At 72.2% G+C, this 23006-nt stretch carries 20 protein-coding genes; 8 read left to right on the top strand and 12 right to left on the bottom strand.

Annotated features, from left to right (window positions below):
* The first annotated feature begins 47 nt into the window (after window positions 1–47).
* Window positions 48–383, top strand: a complete 336-nt coding sequence (locus tag MXD57_RS18515; RefSeq protein WP_250402629.1) for a hypothetical protein — start codon at window positions 48–50, stop codon at window positions 381–383.
* Window positions 384–446: 63 nt separating this feature from the next.
* Here MXD57_RS18515 and MXD57_RS18510 read toward each other — a convergent pair whose 3' ends face one another.
* The 4 genes from MXD57_RS18510 to MXD57_RS18495 all read right to left on the bottom strand — a co-directional run bounded on the left by MXD57_RS18510 (window position 447) and on the right by MXD57_RS18495 (window position 5398).
* Window positions 447–1145, bottom strand: coding sequence for a hypothetical protein (locus MXD57_RS18510; protein WP_250402627.1), 699 nt, complete (start codon window positions 1143–1145; stop codon window positions 447–449).
* Entirely contained in the window at window positions 1145–4147 is a 3003-nt protein-coding gene (locus tag MXD57_RS18505; protein WP_250402625.1) for a hypothetical protein, read from the bottom strand. The genes MXD57_RS18510 and MXD57_RS18505 overlap by 1 nt, the downstream gene beginning before the upstream one ends.
* Window positions 4148–4152: 5 nt before the next feature.
* Complete coding sequence (locus MXD57_RS18500; RefSeq protein ID WP_250402624.1) at window positions 4153–4629, bottom strand: DUF2690 domain-containing protein; 477 nt, start codon at window positions 4627–4629, stop codon at window positions 4153–4155.
* A 301-nt stretch (window positions 4630–4930) separates the two neighbouring features.
* A complete protein-coding gene (locus MXD57_RS18495) occupies window positions 4931–5398 on the bottom strand; it encodes a TIGR03668 family PPOX class F420-dependent oxidoreductase (protein ID WP_250402623.1) in 468 nt (155 codons plus the stop codon).
* Window positions 5399–5639: 241 nt separating this feature from the next.
* On the opposite strand from MXD57_RS18495, the gene MXD57_RS18490 reads away from it, so the two are divergent.
* Entirely contained in the window at window positions 5640–6407 is a 768-nt protein-coding gene (locus tag MXD57_RS18490; protein ID WP_250402693.1) for a polysaccharide deacetylase family protein, read from the top strand.
* A gap of 111 nt (window positions 6408–6518) precedes the next feature.
* The gene (locus MXD57_RS18485; protein WP_250402622.1) at window positions 6519–6959 is read left to right on the top strand and encodes an SRPBCC family protein; all 441 of its coding nucleotides are present in this window, start codon (window positions 6519–6521) and stop codon (window positions 6957–6959) included.
* A gap of 26 nt (window positions 6960–6985) precedes the next feature.
* On the opposite strand, the gene MXD57_RS18480 is transcribed toward MXD57_RS18485, so the two are convergent.
* The 5 genes from MXD57_RS18480 to MXD57_RS18460 form a co-directional block, all read right to left on the bottom strand.
* Window positions 6986–8137, bottom strand: a complete 1152-nt coding sequence (locus MXD57_RS18480) for an XdhC family protein (protein ID WP_250402620.1) — start codon at window positions 8135–8137, stop codon at window positions 6986–6988.
* A 53-nt stretch (window positions 8138–8190) separates the two neighbouring features.
* A complete protein-coding gene (locus tag MXD57_RS18475; RefSeq protein ID WP_250402618.1) occupies window positions 8191–9648 on the bottom strand; it encodes an NCS2 family permease in 1458 nt (485 codons plus the stop codon).
* Between the two features lie 197 nt (window positions 9649–9845).
* Window positions 9846–12230 (bottom strand): xanthine dehydrogenase family protein molybdopterin-binding subunit, encoded by a 2385-nt coding sequence (locus MXD57_RS18470; RefSeq protein ID WP_250402616.1) that lies wholly within the window; start codon window positions 12228–12230, stop codon window positions 9846–9848.
* Window position 12231: 1 nt separating this feature from the next.
* Window positions 12232–12807, bottom strand: coding sequence for a (2Fe-2S)-binding protein (locus tag MXD57_RS18465; RefSeq protein ID WP_250402606.1), 576 nt, complete (start codon window positions 12805–12807; stop codon window positions 12232–12234).
* A complete protein-coding gene (locus MXD57_RS18460; protein ID WP_250402603.1) occupies window positions 12807–13700 on the bottom strand; it encodes an FAD binding domain-containing protein in 894 nt (297 codons plus the stop codon). The genes MXD57_RS18465 and MXD57_RS18460 overlap by 1 nt, the downstream gene beginning before the upstream one ends.
* Window positions 13701–14042: 342 nt before the next feature.
* Between MXD57_RS18460 and MXD57_RS18455 the strand changes: the two genes are divergently transcribed.
* The 3 genes from MXD57_RS18455 to MXD57_RS18445 all read left to right on the top strand — a co-directional run bounded on the left by MXD57_RS18455 (window position 14043) and on the right by MXD57_RS18445 (window position 17244).
* A complete protein-coding gene (locus tag MXD57_RS18455) occupies window positions 14043–15716 on the top strand; it encodes a PucR family transcriptional regulator (RefSeq protein WP_250402601.1) in 1674 nt (557 codons plus the stop codon).
* 167 nt (window positions 15717–15883) lie between these two features.
* Entirely contained in the window at window positions 15884–16651 is a 768-nt protein-coding gene (locus MXD57_RS18450) for a hypothetical protein (protein ID WP_250402692.1), read from the top strand.
* A 71-nt stretch (window positions 16652–16722) separates the two neighbouring features.
* Entirely contained in the window at window positions 16723–17244 is a 522-nt protein-coding gene (locus tag MXD57_RS18445) for a DUF2231 domain-containing protein (protein ID WP_250402593.1), read from the top strand.
* Between the two features lie 53 nt (window positions 17245–17297).
* On the opposite strand, the gene MXD57_RS18440 is transcribed toward MXD57_RS18445, so the two are convergent.
* Window positions 17298–18080 carry a GntR family transcriptional regulator gene (locus MXD57_RS18440; RefSeq protein WP_250402592.1) on the bottom strand — a complete coding sequence of 261 codons (783 nt, stop codon included), beginning with the start codon at window positions 18078–18080 and terminating at the stop codon, window positions 17298–17300.
* Window positions 18081–18488: 408 nt separating this feature from the next.
* Between MXD57_RS18440 and MXD57_RS18435 the strand changes: the two genes are divergently transcribed.
* On the top strand, window positions 18489–18839 hold the full coding sequence (locus MXD57_RS18435; RefSeq protein WP_250402585.1) for a hypothetical protein: 351 nt from the start codon (window positions 18489–18491) through the stop codon (window positions 18837–18839).
* 302 nt (window positions 18840–19141) lie between these two features.
* Window positions 19142–20185 (top strand): DUF2637 domain-containing protein, encoded by a 1044-nt coding sequence (locus tag MXD57_RS18430; protein WP_250402583.1) that lies wholly within the window; start codon window positions 19142–19144, stop codon window positions 20183–20185.
* 249 nt (window positions 20186–20434) lie between these two features.
* On the opposite strand, the gene MXD57_RS18425 is transcribed toward MXD57_RS18430, so the two are convergent.
* Together MXD57_RS18425 and MXD57_RS18420 are read right to left on the bottom strand one after the other, a co-directional pair.
* Window positions 20435–20890 (bottom strand): ATP-binding protein, encoded by a 456-nt coding sequence (locus MXD57_RS18425; protein WP_250402581.1) that lies wholly within the window; start codon window positions 20888–20890, stop codon window positions 20435–20437.
* A gap of 328 nt (window positions 20891–21218) precedes the next feature.
* Window positions 21219–22961, bottom strand: a complete 1743-nt coding sequence (locus MXD57_RS18420) for a pyruvate dehydrogenase (RefSeq protein WP_250402580.1) — start codon at window positions 22959–22961, stop codon at window positions 21219–21221.
* Between the last annotated feature and the right edge of the window lie 45 nt (window positions 22962–23006).

Genomic DNA, 23006 nt, shown 5'->3' with positions numbered 1-23006 from the left:
TGCCGTACGATACGGCCCCCCTGTCGCTCTGTGCGGAAGAGAGAATCGTGAAGAAGGCGCGCGTATGTCTCGCGGTGGTGGCGTGCACTCTGCTGGCCGCCTCGTGCGGTGGAAGTGACTCGTCCGTCGACACGTCCCGCCTGACGAGCCGTGAGAAGGAGTGGGTCGAGTTCTCCTACGCGCACGAGAAGAACGACGAGGTGAAGCGGGCGTGGGAGGAGCTGACCGCCGAGGGCGTCAAGTCCTACCTCGACCGGCAGCGCCCGCGCCTGTGCGGCGACACGGGGTCGCTCATGCAGAGCCTGAAGGAGTCGGGCTACACGGCGAACGAGATGCAGGAGTACAAGGCGAAGGCGGAGGACCTGATCTGCTCGCATCCCTGAGGGACAGCCCTTGGCACGAAGGTCCCCGCCGGTGACGGCGGGGACCTTCGTCGTGGCGGCCGGCTACGCGCCGGACCCCACGGCGCCTCCGAGGATCCTCAGCGAGTACTTGCCGTAGGCCCGGTGCAGAACCATCGTCACCGGTCCCGAGGTGAACACCCCGCTCACGACGTACTCCTTCTTGTTCCCCGTCTCGGCGACCTTCCTCTCGTACAGGGAGTCGGTCTCCTTCCTCGCCTGCCGGAGCCACGAGGACGCCTTGCCGTGGTCGACTCCGGCCACGTCGAGTCCCGTGCAGGCGGCGAGGAAGCCGAAGCCCGCGGACCGGTCCGTGCCGGTTCTGCACAGCAGGGACGACATGTTCTCGTGATCGGCGTATCCGGCCGAGAGGGTCACCCCGTCCTTGCCCCGCCCGTTGACGTAGGTCCGCTTCCTGCCGTCGGGCATCTCCTGCTCGGCGGGCTTGTCCAGCTTCAGCCTCCAGTCCGCGGCGAGCCCGGCGAGGAAGTCCTTCCCGGTGAATCCGCCGGCCATCGTGCCCGCCGCGCCGAAGCTGGGCCGGTCGTCACCGCTCACCGCGTGCTTCGGCAGATCGGCGGCGCGCGGCGCGGTCCGCGCCGTGGACCGTTCGGGGTGGGGCGCCGTGGCCTTCGGCCGGTCGGACGCCGCCGCCCGGGGGCTGTCCCGGCTGCAGGAGGCGGCTCCCGCCGTGCCGATGACGACGGTCATCAGCACGGCGGGGACGCGGAGGGCGGCGCGCATCAGAAACCGCCGTCGTTCAGGTTGCACGCACCGGGATCGGCGTAGTTGAACGGGACGAAGGCGATCGCGTCGAACACCACGTTGTCGTCACCGGTGCCGGCGTCGTGGAGGTTGTCCGCCTCGATCCGACCGCCCTTCCAGAAGGAGAAGGTGCCCATCTCGAACCAGGTGTCCTTGCCCGCGCTGCGGGTGGCCTGGTTGACCCGGCAGTAGTCGGCCTTGGCGCCGAACGTGTTGTCGCCCGGGATGAAGTTGTAGCGGACGATCGCCTCCGCGCCGTGGCTGGGCAGGTGGAGGTAGACCTTGTAGCGCTCGCCGGGCTGGTCGCCGGAGGGGAGCTTGGCCTGGTTGACCTCCCACCGGCCGGTGATCTTGTGGAAGTAGTCCGTGTCTCCGTAGCTGTGCGTGAAGAAGACGTGGTGGTCGTACCCGGCGCCGAGCTGGTGCAGGTCGATCGGGGCGAGGTACGGGGTCGCGCGGAAGGTGCCGTCGTCCCTCAGCGTGGTGATGTTGTCACCGGCCTGGAGGGTGAACTTGCCGTCGTCGGCCGCCTCGAAGTCGCCGCAGCCGTAGGTGTCCTCGTGCTCACCGAGGTCGTCGACGATGATGGCGTTGGGGTAGACGCTCGGGTGGTCGATGCACGGCCCGTGCTCGTACTTGCTCCGCAGTTCCGGCTCTCCTGAGCCGAGCGAGTAGCTGAGCTGCTCCGTGGTGGAGTTGCCGGTGCTCTGCGGGCCCATCCAGTCCACGGTGCCGTCCCAGTAGCACTGCGCGTCCCAGGTCGGGCACGGGTCGGCGTCGTCCGGGTCGCAGGAGTTGAGGACCGGGTCGCAGAACAGGGTGCGCGGCGGGACCTTCACGACACCGAACGGCATGTCCGCCTCGGAGTACGACTCCTCCGCGTCCCAGGTCTTCTGCGGGACTTCGGCCCAGCCGAAGATCTTCTCCGGGTAGTTCCAGTCGCCGGGGTGGGAGGCGTCGTCGTAGCTGTAGCGCAGGAACGGCTGCCGGTCGGCCGGGTAGCGCGGGTTGATCGGGTTGTTGAAGAAGCCCAGGCCGACGGAACCGGAGGTGTAGACGCCGGAGTTGTAGCCCCACAGCGCGGTGTACCAGTTCTCGACGTAGGCCGGGCTGCCGCCGTTGACGTTCATGCCCAGCGCCTTGAGCTGGTTCCACTTCTCGGCCAGGATGCCCAGGCCGGCGGCGATGTTCGCCGCGTAGTCGGTGGTGACGGCGCCGGCGTGCAGGGCGTCGAGCTGCTCGGCGTGCTTCTCGGACATGCCGGTGGTCACCTGGGCGATGCCGTAGCCGCAGTCGGCCTTCTCCCGGTTGGGGTAGCCGTGGATGCCGTTCGCGTTGCCGAACCAGTCGGACTTGGTGACGTTGCCCGAGTCGCCGTTCACGGAGTGCCAGGAGGCCTGCTTGAAGTTGGACTCCTGCGCGAGGATGCCCAGCATGACCTGTGCGGGAATGTCGCCTCCGCCGGTGAGCTTCGGCTTGGGGAACAGCCCCTGCGGGGTGTAGGCGCCCAGGCCGGTGTCGTGCCAGTTCGCCGGGCGGGACACGTTCAGTTCACCGTGGACGGCCTGGTCGACCGCCCACTCGACCATGTTCGCGCTGGGCTGGAGAGCCTGGCGCTTGGGGTCGTTGCGCTTGACGATGCAGGGGGTCTCCATCTCCCCGACCTTGCCGTAGACGGCCGCACCGGATCCGGACAGGCACTGCGACTCCGGCCCGCCCTCACCGCAGGTGGCCGGGTCCTTGTCGTCGGGTCCGGTCATGGCGAACGCGGCCGGGTCCATCCCCGCCGAGGTGTCCGGCTTCGGCCGTTCGCGGTCGGCGTCCACGAGCGCGGTGGCCTTCGCACCGGTCTTGAGCGCGGTCGCCTTGACGGTCAGCGTCCCGGCACCCTTCTTCGACGGCGAGCCGATGCCGGCGGTGATGCCCTTCATCTGCTCGGAGAACACCGAGTTGGTCACCAGGTGCCCGCGCCGGGATATCCCCGCCACCCGGCCGTCGACGGCGTGCCTGGAGAGCCCCGGGGCCTTGCTGGTGTCGATGCCCTTCACGTCGCCGACCACCGCGTCGCCGCCCGCCACGGGGAGGAGCTTGACGTCGCCCTTGGGGGCGCGGCCCACTTCGGTGAAGTGCTTGCCGTCGAGGCGGGAGATGACACTGCTCCCGCCGTCGACCGTGCCGATGTCCACGGCGCCGTTCCTGGAGGCGGTCAGCGCGAACATCGGGCCGGGTACGGCTGCGAGCTTGTGGGCGGACAGCTTCTTGCCGTGGCCCGCGAGGTCGACGAGGTCGCCGCCGAGCACGCCGACGGTCCGCTTTTGCGTGGGCATGACATGCGTGAGATAGCCGTCGACCGTGCGGCGGGAGGAGACCGACCCCGTGGCGGCGTCGACCGAGATGACCGTCGTCGCGCCGGCCGACCTGTCGGTGGCCGAACTGGAGGTGAACGCCACCTCGTCGCCCGTTCCGCAGCCCGGCGTGAAGTACGCCAGTTGCACCCGGTCGGGCACCTCGGTGACCTTGCCGTCGGAGAGACGGATCACCGCGGCGAAGGCGCCGTTCTCGTACGCGCCGGGCTTGTTGGACCAGGCCGACGGGGCGTAGACCGCTGCCGCGTAGTCGCCCGATCCGGTGGTGCAGACGTAGCCCGTCCACGGCCCGGCGTCGGACAGCTCCTTGCGCTCGAGGCGGGCGATCTCGTAGAACGAGAACCCCTCGCTCTCCCTCGCCGCCAGGATGTGCAGCCCCTCGGCGTCACCGGTGGCCTGCACGATCGCGTCCGACGACGAGGTGTACCCCGACCCCAGGTCCTTGCCGGGCGCGGAGAACAGACGGGGCGTCGCGCTGTCCGCGGCGGCGGGGGCCGTCCGTACGGCGGTGCCGGAGGACGCCAGCGGGACCAGGGCGGTGGAGGCCGCCACCACGGTCATGGCCAGCAGGGGATTGGTGGAGAAGTATCTCCTGAGGCCTCTTCGGCGCATCATCTTCCTCACATCCAGTCCGTGCACAGGCCGTGGACGACCGGAAGGCTCGCGTTGTGGTTGTTCACGATGTACTCCAGCGGCGCCGGGTCGTACTGGGCGTTGACGTCGTTCCAGCACGCCTTGGCGGTCGTGGTCTTCCAGTTCTGCATCTTGGTGTAGGCGCCCGCCACACCGTCGGCGAGCAGACCCGTCGTGTCGTAGTCCTCGATGCCGCCGTCGGAGGCACGCGTCGTCCACAACGTCCCGTACACGTAGTCGGGGGACGTGTCGAGGTCGCGCGAGATCTTCGCCCACACCCCCTGGCACTTCGGCGACCACATCAGCCGCACCGCGACCGATTCATCCGGCTCCGTCACCTGCTGGAGAATCTCGGCGTCGTCGTCGCACCCCATCTGAATGGGGTCCTTGCCCGAACAGGTGGCTCGCCAGCAGTCGGCCGCCGCCGCCGGGGACGCCTGAATTCCCTGAAAAGCTCCTGCCATCAGGGTCAGGGCAGCAGCCGCCGGCCCCCATTTACGTATGCCATGCACACATATCTCCTCGGAAGTTCCTGTCACCCACCCCATGAAACGCGGCGGGGATAACCCGCAGCTTACGCGAACACACGCTCGGTGCAAGGCAGTTGAACTGCCGCGGACCTGCGTCGATGTCGAATCGCGGGATGTTGTGCCCGGACAGGATCTTTTCCGGTGTTTTACATCGACAGGTCAGGTGATCCGGCGAATCACGGTGCCGAACCGCAGAAAAAGGGGGAATTCATCACCCGGTTACCCTCCCGCTATTTCACGGCGATTCGGGCACCCGCGCCCGCCACCCCGTCCACCGCCGCACGGCGACGTCGACCACCGGGCCGGCCGGGGGGCGTGAACGGTACTGCGGGTACTTGGCGCACAGCAGCGCCACAGCCGCCTCGCGCGCCCCCCGCACGGCCGCGTCGGCACCGCCGGGCGGCAGGACGCGGGCCTCGCCGTCGGCGCGCACCCACCACAGGTGGTCCCAGTCCTCGTCGTAGGCGTCCACGAGCAGACACACCGCCGGGTGCCGGGACAGATTGGCCAGCCGCTTGAGGCGATCGGTGGTCTTGGGCTTGTGATCGACGGCGGTGACGATCCGGTCGACGCCGTCCGGGGCGTGATGGGCGAAGACCACCGGCACCTGGTGCGGGCGGCCCGACGCGTCGACGGTGGCCAGCCGGGCCACCCGGGCGCCGGTGAAGCGCAACCGCGCCTCGCTCTCGGCCAGTCGGGGCATGGCCGCTCCTCGCCGTCCGGCCGGTCGGCCCCGGTGCGGCACGTCGAGCACGGTGGCACCGTCGGGTCGCCGGACGTCCTTCGCTCCCCCGCCCCTCCATGGTGCTACGGCCGGGCCGGGCCGCGCCCGCACGAGTTCCAGAAAATCGAACGCACGAACTATAAACTGAGCGTATAGTCCCTACATGCCTCTCACGACTTCGGCCGGCAGGAGCCCGGCCACGCCGCCCGCACCCAGGAAGATGCGCCGAACGGGGCGCGGGTTGCGTGCGTCCGCGCTCGCCTCGATGGCCGCCTGCCTGGCGCTGACGCTGTCGGGCTGCGCGGAGGTCGACACGACCGCCCCCAGCACGGTGCGCGCCGAGGGGGCCCACGGGGCGCCGGCCCGGCTCGGGACGGTGGACTGCCGCCACGCGAAGTGCATCGCGCTGACCTTCGACGCGGGGCCGAGCGAGAACTCGGCGCGGCTGCTCGACATCCTCAAGGAGAAGAAGGTCCCGGCGACCTTCTTCCTGCTCGGCAAACGGCACATCGACACCTATCCGGAACTGGTCCGGCGGATGGCGGCCGAGGGCCACGAGGTCGCGAGCCACACCTGGGACCACAAGATCCTCACCCGGATCTCCGACGAGCAGATACGCGAGGAACTGCGGCGGCCCAACGAGGAGATAGCGCGGCTCACCGGGCACAGGCCCACGCTGATGCGCCCGCCCCAGGGCCGCACCGACGCCGACGTGCACCGGATCTGCAAGGAGCTGGGTCTGGCCGAGGTGCTGTGGAGCGTGACCGCGAAGGACTACACGACCACCGACTCGGCGCTGATCACCCGGCGCGTCCTGGACCAGGCCTCCCGGGACGGCATCATCCTGCTGCACGACATCTACCGGGGCACCGTCCCGGCCGTGCCCGGCATCATCGACGCGCTGAAGGCCCGCGGCTTCGTCTTCGTGACGGTGCCCCAGCTACTGGCGCCGGGCAGGGCCGAGCCGGGCCAGGTGTACCGGCCCTGAGCCGGCGGGCCGTCGGCTCCGCACCGCGAAGGGCCGTCGAGCCGTTGAGCCGTGCAGGTGATCCGGGACCGAAGCGGCGGGCGAGCGGTGGTGAGTGCCTACGATCGTGTCGTGCCCTACTTCTCCGTCGAACGGACCGTGCCCCTTGCGCCCGAGGAGGCGTGGCGGCGGCTCACCGAGTGGCCGCGCCACGGCGAGGCGGTGCCCTTCACCCGCGTCACCGTCCTCACCCCCGCGCCGACGCACGAGGGCACCCGCTTCGTGGCCCGCTCGGGCGTCGGCCCGGTCGGCTTCGACGATCCCATGGAGGTCACGCTCTGGCGCCCGCCCGTGGACGGCGGGCCGGGGCTGTGCCGCCTGGAGAAGCACGGGCGGGTGATCCTGGGCTGGGCCGAGATCGAGGTCGGGCCCGGGCCGGCCGGCAGGGCCCGCGTGGTGTGGCGGGAGGACCTGCGGGTCCGCTTCCTCCCCCGCCTCTTCGACGGTGTCGTGGCGCGCACGGCGCGGACCTTGTTCGGGAGCGCGGCGAACCGGCTGCTGCGGCGGGCCTGAGCGGCCGGAGGCCGCTCGGGCCCCGCTCAGGCCACCGACCCGATCCGTCCCGCGGGAGTCGCCGCGGTGTCGTGGTGGATCGGGGTGTGGGCGCCGGTGAGGGAGGCGCCGCTGCCGCCGCGGCGGCCCGCGACGATCTCCGCGGCGATCGACAGGGCCGTCTCCTCCGGCGTGCGGGCCCCGAGGTCGAGGCCGATCGGCGAGTGCAGCCGGGCCAGTTCGAGCTCGCCGACGCCGACGGCGCGCAGCCGCTCGTTGCGGTCCAGGTGGGTGCGGCGGGAGCCCATCGCGCCGACGTAGGCCACGGGCAGCCGCAGGGCCAGCCGTAGCAGCGGTACGTCGAACTTGGCGTCGTGGGTGAGGACGCACAGGACGGTGCGACCGTCGACCTCCGTGCGCTCCAGATACTCGTGGGGCCACTCGACGACGATCTCGTCGGCCTCCGGGAAGCGGGCCCCGGTGGCGAACACCGGTCGGGCGTCGCACACCGTGACGTGGTAGCCGAGGAACTTGCCGACCCTCACCAGCGCGGAGGCGAAGTCGATCGCCCCGAAGACGATCATCCGGGGCGCGGGCACCGACGACTCCACCAGGACCGTGAGCGGGGCGCCGCAGCGCGAGCCCCGCGCACCGATCTCCAGGGTGCCGGTGCGGCCCGCGTCCAGGAAGGCGCCGGCCTCGGCGGCCACCGTGCGGTCGAGTTCGGGGTGGCCCCCGAAGCCGCCGTCGTGGGAGCCGTCGGGGCGGACGAGCAGGGCGCGGCCCCGCAGTCCGTCCGGGCCCTCGGCGATCCGGGCGACCGCCGCCGCCTCGCCTCGCGCGGCGGCGGCCAGCCCGGCCGCGAACACCGGCCGGGCGGGACCGTCCGCCCGGACCGGCGTGACCAGGATGTCGATGACGCCTCCGCAGGTCAGGCCGACGGCGAAGGCATCCTCGTCGCTGTACCCGAAGCGCTCGAGGACGGTCTCGCCGTCCTCGAGCGCCTGCCGGCACAGCTCGTACACGGCGCCTTCCACGCACCCGCCGGAGACCGAGCCGACGGCCGTTCCGTCGGCGTCCACCGCGAGGGCGGCGCCCGGCTGCCGCGGGGCACTGCCCCCGACGGCCACCACGGTGGCGACGGCGAAGTCACGGCCCTGCTCGACCCACCGGTTCAGCTCGTCGGCGATGTCCAGCATGTCTCGGTCTCCTAACGGGGTTGTGGTGCGAAGCGTCGACCGGGCGAGAGGCCCTAGTGCACGCCCAGCCAGCCCTCGATCGGGTGGAGGGCGAAGTAGACCAGGAAGATCACCGTCAGCCCCCACATGAAGGCCCCGATCTCGCGGGCCCTGCCCTGGGCGGTCTTGATGGCCGTGTAGGAGATGACGCCCGCGGCGACACCGGTGGTGATGGTGTACGTGAACGGCATCAGGACGACGGTCAGGAAGACCGGGATCGCGGTGGCGCGGTCGGCCCAGTCCACGTGCCGGGCGTTCATCAGCATCATGGCGCCGATGACCACCAGGGCGGCGGAGGCGACCTCCTGCGGCACGATCGCGGTCAGCGGGGTGAAGAAGAGGCAGGCGGCGAAGAACAGTCCGGTGACGACCGAGGCCAGGCCCGTGCGGGCGCCCTCGCCGACCCCGGTGGCCGACTCGATGAACACCGTCTGCCCGGAGCCGCCCGCCACGCCGCCGATCGCGCCGCCGGCGCCGTCGATGAACAGCGCCTTGGACAGGCCCGGCATCCGGCCCTTGTCGTCGGCCAGCTTCGCCTCGGTGCCGACGCCGATGATGGTGGCCATCGCGTCGAAGAAACCGGCCAGGACCAGGGTGAAGACGATCATGCCGACGGTCATCGCGCCGACCTCGCCCCAGCCACCGAACTCCACGTGCCCGAAGAGCGAGAAGTCGGGCATCGAGACCGCGCTGCCGTGCAGGGTGGGCGCGCCACCCGCCCACTGCTTCGGGTCGATGACGCCGAGCCCGTTGAGGACGGCGGCGACGACCGTGCCGGAGACGATCCCGACGAGGATGGCGCCGGGGACGTTGCGGGCCTGGAGCATGAAGATCAGCAACAGGGTGCCGGCGAAGAGCAGGACCGGCCAGCCGGCGAGTTCACCGGCTGGGCCGAGGCTCACCGGGGTGGCCTTGCCCTGGTGCACGAAGCCGGCCTTGTAGAAGCCGATGAGGGCGATGAACAGTCCGATGCCCATGGTGATGCCGTGCTTGAGCGCGAGCGGGATCGCGTTCATGATCAACTCGCGCAGGCCGGTGACGACCAGCAGCATGATGGCGGCGCCGTACAGCACGCACATGCCCATGGCCTGCGGCCAGGTCATGTTGGGGGCGACCTGCGAGGACACCACGCCGGAGACCGACAGGCCGGCGGCCAGCGCGAGGGGCACCTTGCCGACGAAGCCCATCAGCAGCGTGGTGAGCGCCGCGGCGAACGCGGTCGCGGTGATCAGGGCTCTCTGGCCGAGGGTGTCCCCGGCCACGTCCTTGCCGGACAGGATCAGGGGATTGAGCAGGAGGATGTACGCCATCGCCATGAAGGTGGTGATGCCGCCGCGCACCTCGCGCGCGACGGTGGATCCTCTGCCGCTTATGTGGAAGTACCGGTCGAGCCAGGATCTGCCGGCCGGGACGCGGGTTCCTTCGCCCGCGTCTTCGGCTGTGGTCCTGGGCTCCACTGACTGCTGGGTCATGGGCCAACTCCCAAGGTTCACAGGGGCACCCGGCTGCCGTGGGAGGGCAGGCGGGATTTGGGATTGGACGGCCCGGGGGACGGCCCGAGACGAACGTGGTACTTGCTGACCGGCGCCGGGACGGCCGTGGGTCGAGCCTGCCCGGCGCCGGGGTGCCGGCGCGTCGCGACGTCGCCGCGACGCGCCGGCGGCCGTGTCTACGCGGAACCCGTCAGGTGTTCCGGGCGGACCGGTGTGCGGTTCAGCTCCAGTCCGGTCGCGCTCCGGATCGCCGCGAGGACGGCCGGGGTGGACGACAGGGTCGGTGCTTCGCCGATGCCACGGAGCCCGTACGGGGCGTGGTCGTCGGCGAGTTCGAGCACGTCGACGGGGATGGTCGGCGTGTCGAGGATCGTGGGGATCAGGTAGTCCGTGAAGGAGGGGTTCCTGACCTTGGCGGTCTTGGGGTCGACGACGATCTCCTCCATCACCGCGACGCCCAGGCCCTGGGTCGTGCCGCCCTGGATCTGGCCGACGACGGAGAGCGGGTTGAGCGCCTTGCCGACGTCCTGGGCGCAGGCCAGTTCGACGACCTTGACCAGGCCCAGTTCGGTGTCGACCTCGACGACGGCGCGGTGCGCGGCGAAGGAGTACTGGACGTGCCCGTTGCCCTGGCCGGTGCGCAGGTCGAAGGGCTCGGTCGGCCGGTGCCGCCACTCCGCCTCGATCTCCACGGCCTCGCCCTCCAGGACGTCGACCAGGTCGCCGAGGACCTCGCCCGCGTCGGTGACCACCTTGCCGCCCTCCAGAAGGAGTTCGGCCGTGGCCCAGGCCGGGTGGTAGGAGCCGAACTTGCGGCGCCCGACCTCCAGGACCTTCTCGCGGACCAGTTCGCAGGCGTTCTTCACGGCGCCGCCGGTGACGTACGTCTGCCGGGAGGCCGAGGTCGAACCGGCGCTGCCCACCTGGGTGTCGGCCGGGTGGATGGTCACCTGGCTGACGCCCAGCTCGGTGCGGGCGATCTGCGCGTGCACGGTGACACCGCCCTGGCCGACCTCCGCCATCGCGGTGTGCACGGTGGCCACCGGTTCGCCGCCGATCACCTCCATCCGGACGCGTGCGGTGGAGTAGTCGTCGAAGCCCTCGGAGAAGCCGACGTTCTTGATGCCGACCGCGTAGCCGATCCCGCGTACGACGCCCTCGCCGTGCGTGGTGTTGGACAGACCGCCGGGCAACTGGCGTACGTCGGCGCCCTCGCTGGACTCCCACTGGCGCTCGGGCGGCAGCGGCATCGCCTTGACCCGGCGCAGCAGTTCGGCGACCGGGGCCGGGGAGTCGACGCGCTGCCCGGTCGGCAGGAGGGTGCCCTGCTCCATCGCGTTGAGCCGGCGGAACTCCACCGGGTCCATGCCGAGTTCCTCGGCCACCTTGTCCATCTGCGCCTCGTAGGCGAAGCACGCCTGGACCGCGCCGAAGCCGCGCATGGCGCCGCAGGGCGGGTTGTTGGTGTACAGGGCGATGGCCTCGATGTCGACGTCCTCGACGACGTACGGCCCGACGCTGAGCGAGGCGGCGTTGCCGACCACGGCCGGGGAGGCCGAGGCGTAGGCGCCGCCGTCGAGCACGATCCGGCACTTCATGTGGGTCAGCTTGCCGTCCCGCGTGGCCCCGTGCTCGTAGTAGAGCTTCGCCGGGTGGCGGTGGACGTGCCCGAAGAAGGACTCGAACCGGTTGTAGACGATCTTCACCGGCTTGCCGGTGCGCAGCGCCAGCAGGCAGGCGTGGATCTGCATCGACAGGTCCTCGCGGCCGCCGAAGGCGCCGCCCACGCCGGCCAGCGTCATCCGCACCTTGTCCTCGGGCAGGCCGAGGACGGGCGCCATCTGGCGGAGGTCGGAGTGCAGCCACTGGGTGGCGATGTAGAGGTGGACGCCGCCGTCCTCCTCGGGCACCGCGAGACCGGACTCGGGGCCGAGGAAGGCCTGGTCCTGCATGCCGAAGGTGTATTCGCCCTTGACGACGACGTCGGCCCGCCGGCTCGCCGCCGCGGCGTCGCCGCGGACGATCGGCTGGCGGTGCACGACGTTCGGGTGCGGGACGTGTCCGGCGTGGTGGTCGTCGCGGTTGTCGTGCAGGAGGATCGCGTCCGCTGCGGTGGCGGAGGCCTCGTCGGTGACGACCGGCAGTTCCCGGTAATCGACCTTGATCTTGGCCGCGGCGCGGCGGGCGGTCTCCGGGTGGTCGGCGGCGACGATCGCGACCGGCTCGCCGTGGTGGCGCACCCGGCCGTGGGCGAGGACGGGGGTGTCCTGGATCTCCAGGCCGTAGTTCCGCACCTCGGTCGGCAGGTCGTCGTAGGTCATGACCGCGTACACGCCGGGCAGCGCGAGGGCCTCGGAGGTGTCGATGGACACGATCTCCGCGTGGGCGACGGTGGAGCGCAGGATCTGGCCCCACAGCATGTCCTCGTGCCACATGTCGGACGAGTACGCGAACTCGCCGGTGACCTTGAGGGTGCCGTCCGGGCGGAGCGTGGACTCACCGACGCCGCCCCGGGTCTGCGAGCCCTGCGTGATCTTCGTAGGCGCGCCGTTCGTCGGCATCTCAGACCCCCTCGGACTGGCGGGCGGCGGCCAGGCGGACCGCGTCCATGATCTTCTCGTAGCCCGTGCAGCGGCACAGGTTGCCGGACAGGGCCTCGCGGATGTCCGCGTCGGACGGGCTGGGGTTGCGCTCCAGCATCTCGTCGGCGGCGACCAGCAGGCCCGGGGTGCAGAAGCCGCACTGGACGGCGCCGGCGTCGATGAACGCCTGCTGGACGGGGCTGAGTTCGCCGCCCTCGCCGGTCTGCGAGTCGGTGCCCTCGGCCTGCCGGCTTCCGGCCTCGTCCGGCGTGGTGCCGCACGAGCCCGAGTCGCCGCAGGAGCGCTGCTTCGCGTAGTCCGCGAGGCCCTCGACGGTCACCACCTCGCGGCCCTCCGCCTGCCCGGCCGCGACCAGGCAGGAACACACCGGCACGCCGTCGAGGCGCACGGTGCAGGAGCCGCACTCGCCCTGCTCGCAGGCGTTCTTGGAACCGGGCAGGCCGAGGCGCTCGCGCAGCACGTACAGCAGGGACTCGCCCTCCCATACGTCGTCGGCCTCCTGCGGACGTCCGTTGACGGTGAAGTTGACGCGCATCACGCAGCTCCCTCGGTGGCGCGGCGGGTGCCGCGGTACGACTCCCAGGTCCAGGTGAGCGTCCGGCGGGCCATGACGCCGACCGCGTGCCGGCGGTAGCTCGCGGTGCCCCGGACGTCGTCGATCGGGTTGCAGGCCCCGGAGCACAGCTCCGCGAACCGCTTGGCGACCGACGGGGTGACGATCTTTCCGTTGTCCCAGAAGCCGCCCTCCTCGAGGGCCGCGTTCAGGAACTCCTCGGCGGCCTTGGCCCGTACCGGCGTGGGCGCGGCGGAGCCGATGCCGGTGCGCACGGTGCGGGTCGCGGGGTGCAGGGCGAGGCCGAAGGCGCACACGGCGATCACCATGGCGTTGCGGGTGCCGACCTTGGAGTACTGCTGGGGGCCGTCCGCCTTCTTGATGTGCACCGCGCGGATCAGCTCGTCGGGCTCCAGGGCGTTGCGCTTCACGCCGGTGTAGAAGGCGTCGATCGGGACGAGGCGGGTGCCGCGGGCCGCCGACTCCACCTCGACGTCGGCGCCGGCCGCCAGCAGGGCGGGGTGGGCGTCACCGGCGGGCGAGGCCGTGCCGAGGTTGCCGCCGACGCCGCCGCGGTTGCGGATCTGCGGAGAGGCGACCGTGTGCGAGGCGAGCGCGAGGCCCGGCAGCTCGGCACGGAGGTTCTCCATGATCCTGGTGTAGGGGACCGAGGCGCCCAGCCGGACGGTGTCCTCGCCGACCTCCCACTCGTAGAGGTCGCCGACGCGGTTCAGGTCGAGCAGGTACTCGGGCCGGCGGTGGTCGAAGTTGATCTCGACCATCACGTCGGTGCCACCCGCAATCGGCACAGCGGTGGGGTGCTCGGCCTTCGCGGCGAGCGCCTCCTCCCAGCTGGCGGGGCGAAGGAAGTCCATGACCGGCTCTCTTCATCGTCTCGTGAGTCGTACGGATCGAGCCAATCCGGGTGCGGCGGGTCCGGCTCGTTCATGTGCTCTTTACGCGGAGTGGGCTCAGTACACCGCCCCGTACTCCGGCGAGGTCAGTCACCGAAACCATGAAGGAGTTGGCTGGCCACGACGGGCATCTTGTAGATTCGTATGAACGGAGCCCATCGGTAACCTCTCCGTTTTCCCCGGGAAACACGGGTGAGGGCCCGGCGGCCCGCCGTGGAACCGTGGCACCCGGGTTCCGGGCCCGTCACGGGTCACCCGACAGGATTCATCGTAGATTTCGAGACACAGAACGGCGGCGACGACATGCGGCTGCGCGCACTGCTGGACACCGATGCGCTGGGGCTGCGGCTGCTCGGCGGCGAGGACGAGCTGGACCGCTCCGTGCGCGGGGTCATGACCACCGACCTGCGCGATCCGAGCCGCTACCTCTCCGGGGGCGAGCTGGTGCTGACCGGTCTGGCCTGGCGCCGGGACGCCGGGGACTCCGAGCCGTTCGTACGGATCCTGGTGCAGGCCGGGGTGGCGGCGCTGGCGGCCGGCGAGGCCGAGCTGGGCGACGTACCGGACGACCTGGTGGCGGCCTGCGCGAAGCACCGGCTGCCGCTGTTCGCGGTGCACGAGTCGGTGGCGTTCGCGACGGTCACCGAGCACGTGGTGCGGCAGGTCTCCGGGGAGCGGGCCGGTGACCTCGCGGCCGTGGTCGACCGGCACCGGCGGATGATGACCTCGGGCCCGGCGGGCGGCGGCCCCGACGTGGTCCTGGACCTGCTCGGCACCGACCTCGACCTGCGCGCCTGGGTGCTCTCCCCCACCGGACGGCTGATCGCCGGCTCGAAGGTCGCCGGCCCGGTGCTGCCGGCCGAGACCTGCGCGCGGCTGGCCGCCGAGCACCTGGCCGCCACCCGCTCCGGCCGGCGCGGACCGCACCGGGTGCCGCTGGACGGCAGCACGTTCTCGCTCTTCCCCGTCCGCTCCTCCGGGCGCTCCCCGCAGGCCGTCCGCGACATGCGTGAGACGGTCCTGTCGGACTGGCTGCTCGCGGTCGAGGCGGACGCCGGGGACTGGCCGGAGGAGCGCCTCGACCTGCTCCAGGGCGTCACCCAGCTCATCGCCGTCGAGCGCGACCGGCGGGACGCGGCGCGCACGGTGCGGCGCCGGCTCGCGCAGGAGGTGCTGGAGCTGGTGCAGACCGGTGCCGCGCCCGCCGAGATCGCCGCGCGGCTGAGAGTGGCCGCGCCGGTGCTGCTGCCCGGGCTCGGCGCGGCCCCGCACTGGCAGGTGGTCGTGGCCCGGGTCGAGTGGGACGGCGCGGCGGTGGAGGGCGGCCCGGTCGCCCAGTCACTGCTGGAGGAGGTCCTGGTCGACCCGCTGGCCACCGGCCCCGAACCCTCGGACCGGATCGCCGTCGCCCACGCCGGGGACGAGGCGATCGCCCTGGTGCCGCTGCCGGCGGTCTCCGCCGACCAGGACGGCTCCGAGACCGGTCTGCTCGCCGACGCGCTGCTGCGGGCCGTGCGGGAGCCGCTGTCGGCGGGCCTCGCCGACGACGGGCGGCTGACCCTCGGGGTCAGCGCCGCCGTGCACTCGGCGGAGGGCCTGCGCGGCGCGCTGGAGGAGGCCCGGCACGCCCGCCGGGTCGCCGCGGCCCGCCCGGGCCGGGTCTGCGCGGCCGGCCACCAGGAGCTGGCCTCGCACGTGCTGCTGCTGCCGTTCGTCCCGGACGACGTCCGCCGCGCCTTCACGGCGCGTCTGCTGGACCCGCTGACCGAGTACGACCGCCGCCACCGCGCCGAACTGATCCCGACCCTGGAGGCGTTCCTCGACTGCGACGGCTCCTGGACCCGCTGCGCCACCCGGCTCCACCTGCACGTCAACACACTGCGCTACCGGGTCGGGCGGATCGAGCAGTTGACGGGCCGGGACCTGTCGCGCCTGGAGGACAAGCTGGACTTCTTCCTCGCGCTGCGGATGAGCTGAGGACGACAGCGGCGCGACACGACCCGGCCAAGTCACGCCAAGGTCGCCCGACTTTGTGAATTCTTTCACCCATCCCCTTGGCCCAGCCCCATGATTGGTGCTGGAATGCCGCCACCACTCAACAGCTCGACGGCGTGCTCGGGGAGGGCAACGTGGCGTACTCCGCCATGTCTGGTAACGGAACGACCGCCGGTGACGATCCTCTCCAGACCGCGGTGTGGCGGTTGCGCTCGCGGGCCTGCTGGGCCGACGCGGCGGCCATGCTGCCGGCGGACACCCCGGCCACGACCCTGCAACGGGCCGCGCTGCTGGTCGAACGGTGCCTGTACACCGAACGGGGCTGGGCTGAGGCGGAGGACGCGCTGCGCACGGCGGAGGCGCAGGCGCACACCGACGAGGAGCGCGGGGCGGCCGCCTGCGAACGCGGCCAGCTCGCCTACGCGGCCACGCTGCACGGCGTACGGGACCGGGCCGACGAGGCTCGGGCCGCGCTCGGGCGGGCGGCCGCGCTGATCCCGCCCGGTGCCGTGGGACGGGCACTGCTGGACTTCCGGCGAGGGCTGCTGGCGGAGAACCTCGCCGACTCGCCGCAGGCGGCGCGTGCCGCCTACCGCCGTGCCCACGCGGGCGCCACGGCGTACGCCGATCCCCTGCTGCTGTCCTTCACCTGGCGCCACCTGGCCGGACTCGCCCTGCGCGACGGGGAGTTGGCGGAAGCCCGGCACGGCTTCGCCGAGTCGCTGCGAATCCGCGAGGAGTTGGGATACCTGGTGGGCACGGCCCCCGCGCTGGCCTCCCTGGCGGACGCGGAGTCGGAGCCGGAGGCCGCACGGCTGCGGGAGGAGGCCGGGCGGCTGTTCCGGCTGCTGGGCGGCGTCCCGACCTGGCTGGCCCGGCAGTTGGCTCCGCCGGCGCCGGGCGCCGCGACCGCCTGAGGGCGGCCTCAGAGCCGACTGAGAGGTTGCTGTGCCAGTGTGGCGCGCCCCGACCCCCTCAGGAGTACTCGATGAGTCTGGTCAACGGCCTGCCGGCCCACGTCCTGCTGGTCCACGTAGTCGTCGTGCTGATACCCCTCACCGCGCTGGCCCTGGTGGCCGGCGCGGTGTGGCCGCGGGCCGCCCGGCGGCTGGGCGTGCTGCTGCCCTCGCTGGCCCTGGTCGCCCTGGCCGCCGTGCCGCTGACCACCGAGGCCGGTGAGTGGCTGGAGCGGCACGTCGACGACGACCCGCTGGTGCGCCGGCACACCGAGCTGGGCGACGGGCTGCTGCCGTGGGCGCTGGGCCTGTTCGTCCTCGCGGCGGTCGTGTGGTGGTCGGCACGGGGCCCGAGGGGTGAGGGCCGGGACGGCGGCGCGGCGCGGCCCGCCCGGCTCGCCTCGCTGCCGCTGCGCATCGTCGTGGCGGTGCTGTCCCTGGCGGTGGCGGCCGGAGCCGTGGTGGACGTGTACCGCATCGGCGACTCCGGCGCGAAGGCCGCGTGGCACGACGCCTACTCCAAGAGCGCGCACGGCGAGCCGGACGGATCCTGACCGTGGCCCGGGGCGCCCACGGCCGTGGGCGCCCGTCAGGCGTCCGCCCGGGGTCAGGCGGCCCCCGCGAAGTGGTCGCCGACCAGGTCCCGCACCACGTCGAGGTCGTGGGCGATCAGCGCGTCCAGCAGGGCCGTGTGCTCGGCGGCGTCGGCCGCGAGGTCGGTGCGGCCCGGCCGGACCGGGCCGCCGACCAGCGACCGCTGGGAGCGCCGGTGGAGGTCCTCCGCCGTCCGCACGAGCTGGGCGTTGTCCGCGAGGGACAGCACCGCCCGGTGGAAGGCGCGGTCGGACGCCGCGTACGTCGCCGGGCAGCCGGAGGACGCGGCGCGCACCGTGTCCTCGGCCAGCGGCCGCAGCTCGGCCCAGCGGTCGGCGGGCACCGTGCGGGCCAGCCGCAGCATCACCGGCACCTCCAGCAGCGCCCTTACCTCGGCCAGCTCGGCCCGCTCCCGGGCGCCCCACTCCATGACCCGGAAACCGCGGTTGGGCACCACCTCGACGGCGCCTTCGAGGGTGAGCTGCTGCATGGCCTCGCGCACCGGTGTCGCCGACACCCCGAAGCGCTCGCCGAGGGCGGGCGCCGAGTAGACCTCGCCCGGTTCCAGCTCGCCCGCCGCCAGGGCCGTCCGCAGCGCGTCGAGGATCTGCCCGCGCACCGAGGAGCGCCGCACGGCCGCCCTGGGCCGCGGGATCGGCCGCTCGGCGTGGGTGTGCTCGCCCCGCGCCCCGGGCAGGCCGGCGTCCCGCGGCCCGGCCGGCTCGGCGGCGCGCTCCCGCGCCGGGGCCCGGGCCGCGCCGAACGGGTCGGCGGAGCCCTGCAAACCCTGCTTCACGGGGCCTCCTCCGGCTTGTCGGCACTTGGGGTCATTACGGCGGCTTGTCGCTTGTCCGTCAAGCACCATAGGCGCATGGGGCGGCTCTTCAAACTCCCCGAAGAATGAGCAAGGTAAGCCTTACCTTTGCATTCGGCCCGCGATCAGTGCTCGGCGCCCTCGCCGCGCCCGCCCTCGCCGCGCCCGCCACCGCCGCGCCGCTCACCGCCACGTACGCCCGCCTCACCGCCGTCCACCCCGGGGCCGGCGGTCATCGAGCCGTGACCGGCGCGGGCGCTGCCGGGGGCCCCGTCGGCACTGCCGGGCTCGCCGCGCGCGGGGACCGGCTCGACGCCTCCGCGCCCGGGAGGAGGCGCAGGTGCCGCGCGGGGACCGGCTCGACGCCTCCGCGCCCGAGAGGAGGCGCAGGTGCCGCGCGGCCACGACCGGCAGGGCCGCCCGGACGTCGCCGCGAGCTTCGGACCGCACCACCGCGCCTGGCCGGCCCACTCGTCACCGTCCCGTGGTTCCCGCGCCGCCGGACGCCCCGGAACGCGCGTGGCGGCGGTGTCGCGCCACCGGGCGACCGGCCGGGCGGCCGTCCGCCCCGCCACCTCGACCTGCCTGCCTGGCGGTACGGCGGCCGTGCCGCCCGGCGCGGCCTCCGTACCGGAGGAGGCGCTGCGGGCCGGGATGCGCGTGGCGGACGCCTGCGTCACCTGTCCGCGCGCCCGCGAACGCGACCGGTTCGCCGAACTCGGGGCCCACATCGCGGCCTGAGGGTCCCTCAGAGGCGAACGGCACCCACCGAGTCGACTAGGATCACCACGTTCGGGCCACCGGTCACGGACAGATGATGCACAACTTCCCCACCCGTATCGGGAACTTTCCGGGGAACCATCCGTACGGGTAGTCTTATTCGAACTCAACTCCCGCCCCTCACGCGGTAGTTCGAGCAGAACGTCGCCCTGCGCATCCCCTTGCACCTCGTTGGCGGCCTCTTGCCCCGAAACCCCCTGAGGGCCGTCCGGAGTGGGCCACTATGGCGGGCGTCACGCCCTATCCCAATGCAAGGGACCCCTATGAGACTGACCGACATATCGCTGAACTGGCTGCTTCCGGGCGCCGTGCTGCTCCTGGGCATGCTGGCGGCGGTGGCGGTACTCGCGCGCGGTAAGCGCTCCTCCGGGGAGAACGCGAGTGCGGACGACTCGTGGGAGCGCAGCGAGGAGCGCCGCAGGCGCAAGGAGGCCATCTACGGCACGGCCTCCTACGTGCTGCTGTTCTGCTGCGCCGCGGTCGCGGCCGCCCTCTCCTTCCACGGGCTGGTCGGCTTCGGCGAGCAGAACCTCGGGCTGACCGACGGCTGGCAGTACCTGGTGCCGTTCGGCCTGGACGGCGCGGCGATGTTCTGCTCCGTCCTCGCGGTGCGCGAGGCCAGCCACGGTGACGCGGCCCTGGGCTCCCGGATACTGGTGTGGCTGTTCGCCGCGGCGGCGGCGTGGTTCAACTGGGTGCACGCGCCCCGCGGCATCGGCCACGCGGGCGCCCCGCAGTTCTTCTCCGGCATGTCCCTGTCGGCGGCCGTACTGTTCGACCGGGCGCTGAAGCAGACCCGTCGTGCCGCGCTGCGCGAGCAGGGCCTGGTGCCCCGCCCGCTGCCGCAGATCCGTATCGTCCGCTGGCTCAGGGCGCCGCGCGAGACCTACGGGGCGTGGTCCCTCATGCTCCTGGAGGGCGTGCGCAGCCTGGACGAGGCGGTCGAGGAGGTCCGCGACGACAAGCGGCAGAAGGACGAGGCGCGCCGGCGCCGGCGTGACCAGCAGCGGGTGGAGCGCGCCCAACTGCGTGCGATCAGCAGGGGTCACCGCGGCTTCGCCGGACGCGGCGGCGGCCGTCAGGTGGAGGTGCAGGCGGTGGAGCGCGGCCCCGCGCCGGCCACCGCGGAGCCTGCCATACCGGCGCCGGAGCCGCTGCCCGTCCGCTCTCGGCCCTCCCTTCAGCCGGTCCGCAAGGGCACTGAGGCGATCACCGTCGACCTCACGGCGGAGGACGACACGATGGCCCTGCCGCGTCTGGACTCCCTGGAGCGCAAGCTGAAGGACCTGGAACAGCAGTTCGGCTAGTGCTGTGACCGGAAGGGTTTGCCGGAAGGCTCGCGGCGTCCGGTGCGGTGCGGCGCAAGGCGGAGCATCGCCCGCGTACCGGACGTACTCGGGTGATGCGACGACGCGGCGTGGTGCCGTGCCGGGCGCCGCGAGCCGGTGAACCCTTCCGGTCGCAGCACCAGGGCTGGTTCGGGGCTCGGGGCTCATCACGGGACGGGGCGTGACCGCACGGGTCACGCCCCGTCCCGTGTCCGTGTCCGGCCCGGCTCAGGCCGCCTCGGCGCCGAGTTCGAACCACACCGACTTGCCCGCCTCGTGCGGTCGTACGCCCCAGGAGTCCGCGAGGGACTCCACCAGGACCAGCCCCCGGCCGTTGGTGTCCTCGTCCGTGACCGGTGTCCGCGGCAGCGGTACGCGGGCCACGAAGTCCCTCACCTCCACACGGAGTCCGCCGCCGGCCGAGACGACGGCGGTCAGTACGGCGTCGCGGTCGGTGTGCACGAGCGCGTTGGTGACGAGTTCGCTGGTGAGCAGTTCGGCTATCTCCGAGCGGCCCGGCCTGCCCCAGTGCCGCAGCAGGTCGCGGAGTTCCCGGCGCGCCTCCGGCACCGCCCTGAGGTCGGCCCGCCCCAGCCTGCGTCTGAGCCGCTGCTGGTGCCACTCGCGTTCGGTGATGGTGTCGGTCTCGTCCCCCGCTTGAGCCGAGGAGGCCCCGATGGTCACGGGACCGCCCCCTCGCGCATGCCTGTTCATGGCCCCCGCCCGCACGTTTCCGGCCCTGCCCCTCCTGGTCGAACACGTTCACGGGGATCCATTCCCCGAGCGCCTGCGGGCAGTCCTGGGGTCCGGCCGACGACCGTGTGTTCGGCCACGCCCGTCCGCCGTTCGCACGCGGTTCCGGAGACCGCGGCGATCTTGGATCGCCCGGAAGGACCCCCGTACGGTGCCCCGGGCGCCCCAGGACGGACGGATCGGGACGTCCGGCACAGTGGGAGGGTCCACTGTCACGGGCGGTGAAAGTGGCCGGAAAGCACCGTTGTCCGGCGGTGTCTCAGGGCCGGGGGACGTTGCGCAGATTGGAGCGGGCCATCTGGACCATGCGACCGACCCCGCCGTCCAGCACCATCTTCGATGCGGACAGCGCGAACCCGGTGACCATCTCGGCGCTGATCTTCGGGGGGATGGACAGGGCGTTGGGGTCGGTGACGATGTCCACCAGTGCCGGCCCCTTGTGCCGGAAGGCGTCCTTGAGCGCCCCGGCGAGCTGCTTGGGCTTCTCCACCCGCACCCCGTAGGCACCGCAGGCCCGGGCGACGGCGGCGAAGTCGGGGTTGGTGTTGGCGGTGCCGTACGAGGGCAGGCCGGCGACGAGCATCTCCAGCTCGACCATGCTGAGCGCGGAGTTGTCGAACAGCACCACCTTCACCGGCAGGTCGTACTGCACGAGCGTCAGGAAGTCGCCCATCAGCATGGCGAACCCGCCGTCCCCCGACATGGAGACCACCTGCCGGCGCCGGTCGGTGAACTGGGCGCCGATCGCCATCGGCAGCGCGTTCGCCATCGAGCCGTGCGAGAAGGAACCGATGATCCGGCGGCGGCCGTTGGGGGAGACGTAGCGCGCGGCCCACACGTTGCACATGCCCGTGTCGACGGTGAACACCGCGTCCTCGGAGGCGACTTCGTCGAGAACGGCGGCCACGTACTCGGGGTGGATCGGGACGTGCCGGTCGACCTTGCGGGTGTAGGCCTTGACCACGCCCTCCAGCGCGTCGGCGTGCTTCCTCAGCATCCGGTCGAGGAAGCGCCGGTTCGTCTTCTCCTTCACCCGCGGGACCAGACAGCGCAGCGTCTCGCGCACGTCGCCCCACACGGCGAGGTCGAGCCGGGAGCGCCGGCCCAGAACCTCGGGCCGCACGTCGACCTGGGCGATCTTCACATCGGTCGGCAGGAAGGCGTTGTACGGGAAGTCGGTGCCCAGCAGGATCAGCAGGTCGCACTCGTGCGTGGCCTCGTAGGCGGCGCCGTAGCCGAGCAGTCCGCTCATACCGACGTCGAACGGGTTGTCGTACTGGATGAACTCCTTGCCCCTGAGGGCGTGCCCGACCGGGGACTTGATCTTCCGGGCGAAGGCCATCACCTCGGCGTGCGCGCCGGCCGTGCCGCTGCCGCAGAAGAGGGTGACCTTGCCGGCCTCGTTGATCATGTCCACGAGCTGGTCGAGCTCCGCGTCGCCGGGGCGGATCGTGGGCCGGGAGGTGACGAGGGCACTCTCGGCGGCGCGTTCCGGGGCGGGTTCGTCGGCGATGTCCCCGGGCAGGGAGACCACGCTCACGCCCCGCTGCCCGACGGCGTGCTGGATGGCGGTCTGCAGCAGCCGGGGCATCTGCTTGGGGCTGGAGATCAGCTCGCTGTAGTGGCTGCACTCCTGGAAGAGCCGGTCCGGGTGGGTCTCCTGGAAGTAGCCGAGGCCGATCTCGCCGGAGGGGATGTGCGAGGCCAGCGCGAGCACCGGCGCCATGGAACGGTGTGCGTCGTACAGGCCGTTGATGAGGTGCAGGTTGCCCGGACCGCAGGAGCCCGCGCAGGCCGCCAGCCGGCCGGTGATCTGGGCCTCGGCTCCCGCCGCGAAGGCCGCCGTCTCCTCGTGGCGCACGTGGATCCAGTCCACGGCGGAGTTCCGGCGCACCGCGTCCACGACCGGGTTCAGGCTGTCACCGACGACGCCGTAGAGGCGGCGCACTCCGGCCCGGACGAGGATGTCGACGAACTGCTCGGCGACGTTCTGTTTGGCCATGGCTGTCGTCTGCCCCTTCGCTGTCCCGGGATACGCCCTCCCGGT

The sequence above is a fragment of the Streptomyces cellostaticus genome (assembly GCF_023630175.1).
Taxonomy (GTDB): domain Bacteria; phylum Actinomycetota; class Actinomycetes; order Streptomycetales; family Streptomycetaceae; genus Streptomyces; species Streptomyces cellostaticus_A.
The sequence above is the reverse complement of the archived record's forward strand: the minus strand, read 5'-3'. Positions and strand labels throughout refer to the sequence as shown.

What these genes read in the sequence shown, in the direction of transcription:
- MXD57_RS18510 (WP_250402627.1), bottom strand. Translation starts at nt 1,145, where the DNA reads ATGCGCGCCGCCCTCCGCGTCCCCGCCGTGCTGATGACCGTCGTCATC.
- MXD57_RS18505 (WP_250402625.1), bottom strand. Translation starts at nt 4,147, where the DNA reads ATGATGCGCCGAAGAGGCCTCAGGAGATACTTCTCCACCAATCCCCTG.
- MXD57_RS18500 (WP_250402624.1), bottom strand. Translation starts at nt 4,629, where the DNA reads ATGGCAGGAGCTTTTCAGGGAATTCAGGCGTCCCCGGCGGCGGCGGCC.
- MXD57_RS18495 (WP_250402623.1), bottom strand. Translation starts at nt 5,398, where the DNA reads ATGCCCCGACTGGCCGAGAGCGAGGCGCGGTTGCGCTTCACCGGCGCC.
- MXD57_RS18490 (WP_250402693.1), top strand. Translation starts at nt 5,640, where the DNA reads ATGCGCCGAACGGGGCGCGGGTTGCGTGCGTCCGCGCTCGCCTCGATG.
- MXD57_RS18480 (WP_250402620.1), bottom strand. Translation starts at nt 8,137, where the DNA reads ATGCTGGACATCGCCGACGAGCTGAACCGGTGGGTCGAGCAGGGCCGT.
- MXD57_RS18475 (WP_250402618.1), bottom strand. Translation starts at nt 9,648, where the DNA reads ATGACCCAGCAGTCAGTGGAGCCCAGGACCACAGCCGAAGACGCGGGC.
- MXD57_RS18470 (WP_250402616.1), bottom strand. Translation starts at nt 12,230, where the DNA reads ATGCCGACGAACGGCGCGCCTACGAAGATCACGCAGGGCTCGCAGACC.
- MXD57_RS18465 (WP_250402606.1), bottom strand. Translation starts at nt 12,807, where the DNA reads ATGCGCGTCAACTTCACCGTCAACGGACGTCCGCAGGAGGCCGACGAC.
- MXD57_RS18460 (WP_250402603.1), bottom strand. Translation starts at nt 13,700, where the DNA reads ATGGACTTCCTTCGCCCCGCCAGCTGGGAGGAGGCGCTCGCCGCGAAG.
- MXD57_RS18455 (WP_250402601.1), top strand. Translation starts at nt 14,043, where the DNA reads ATGCGGCTGCGCGCACTGCTGGACACCGATGCGCTGGGGCTGCGGCTG.
- MXD57_RS18450 (WP_250402692.1), top strand. Translation starts at nt 15,884, where the DNA reads ATGTCTGGTAACGGAACGACCGCCGGTGACGATCCTCTCCAGACCGCG.
- MXD57_RS18445 (WP_250402593.1), top strand. Translation starts at nt 16,723, where the DNA reads ATGAGTCTGGTCAACGGCCTGCCGGCCCACGTCCTGCTGGTCCACGTA.
- MXD57_RS18430 (WP_250402583.1), top strand. Translation starts at nt 19,142, where the DNA reads ATGAGACTGACCGACATATCGCTGAACTGGCTGCTTCCGGGCGCCGTG.
- MXD57_RS18420 (WP_250402580.1), bottom strand. Translation starts at nt 22,961, where the DNA reads ATGGCCAAACAGAACGTCGCCGAGCAGTTCGTCGACATCCTCGTCCGG.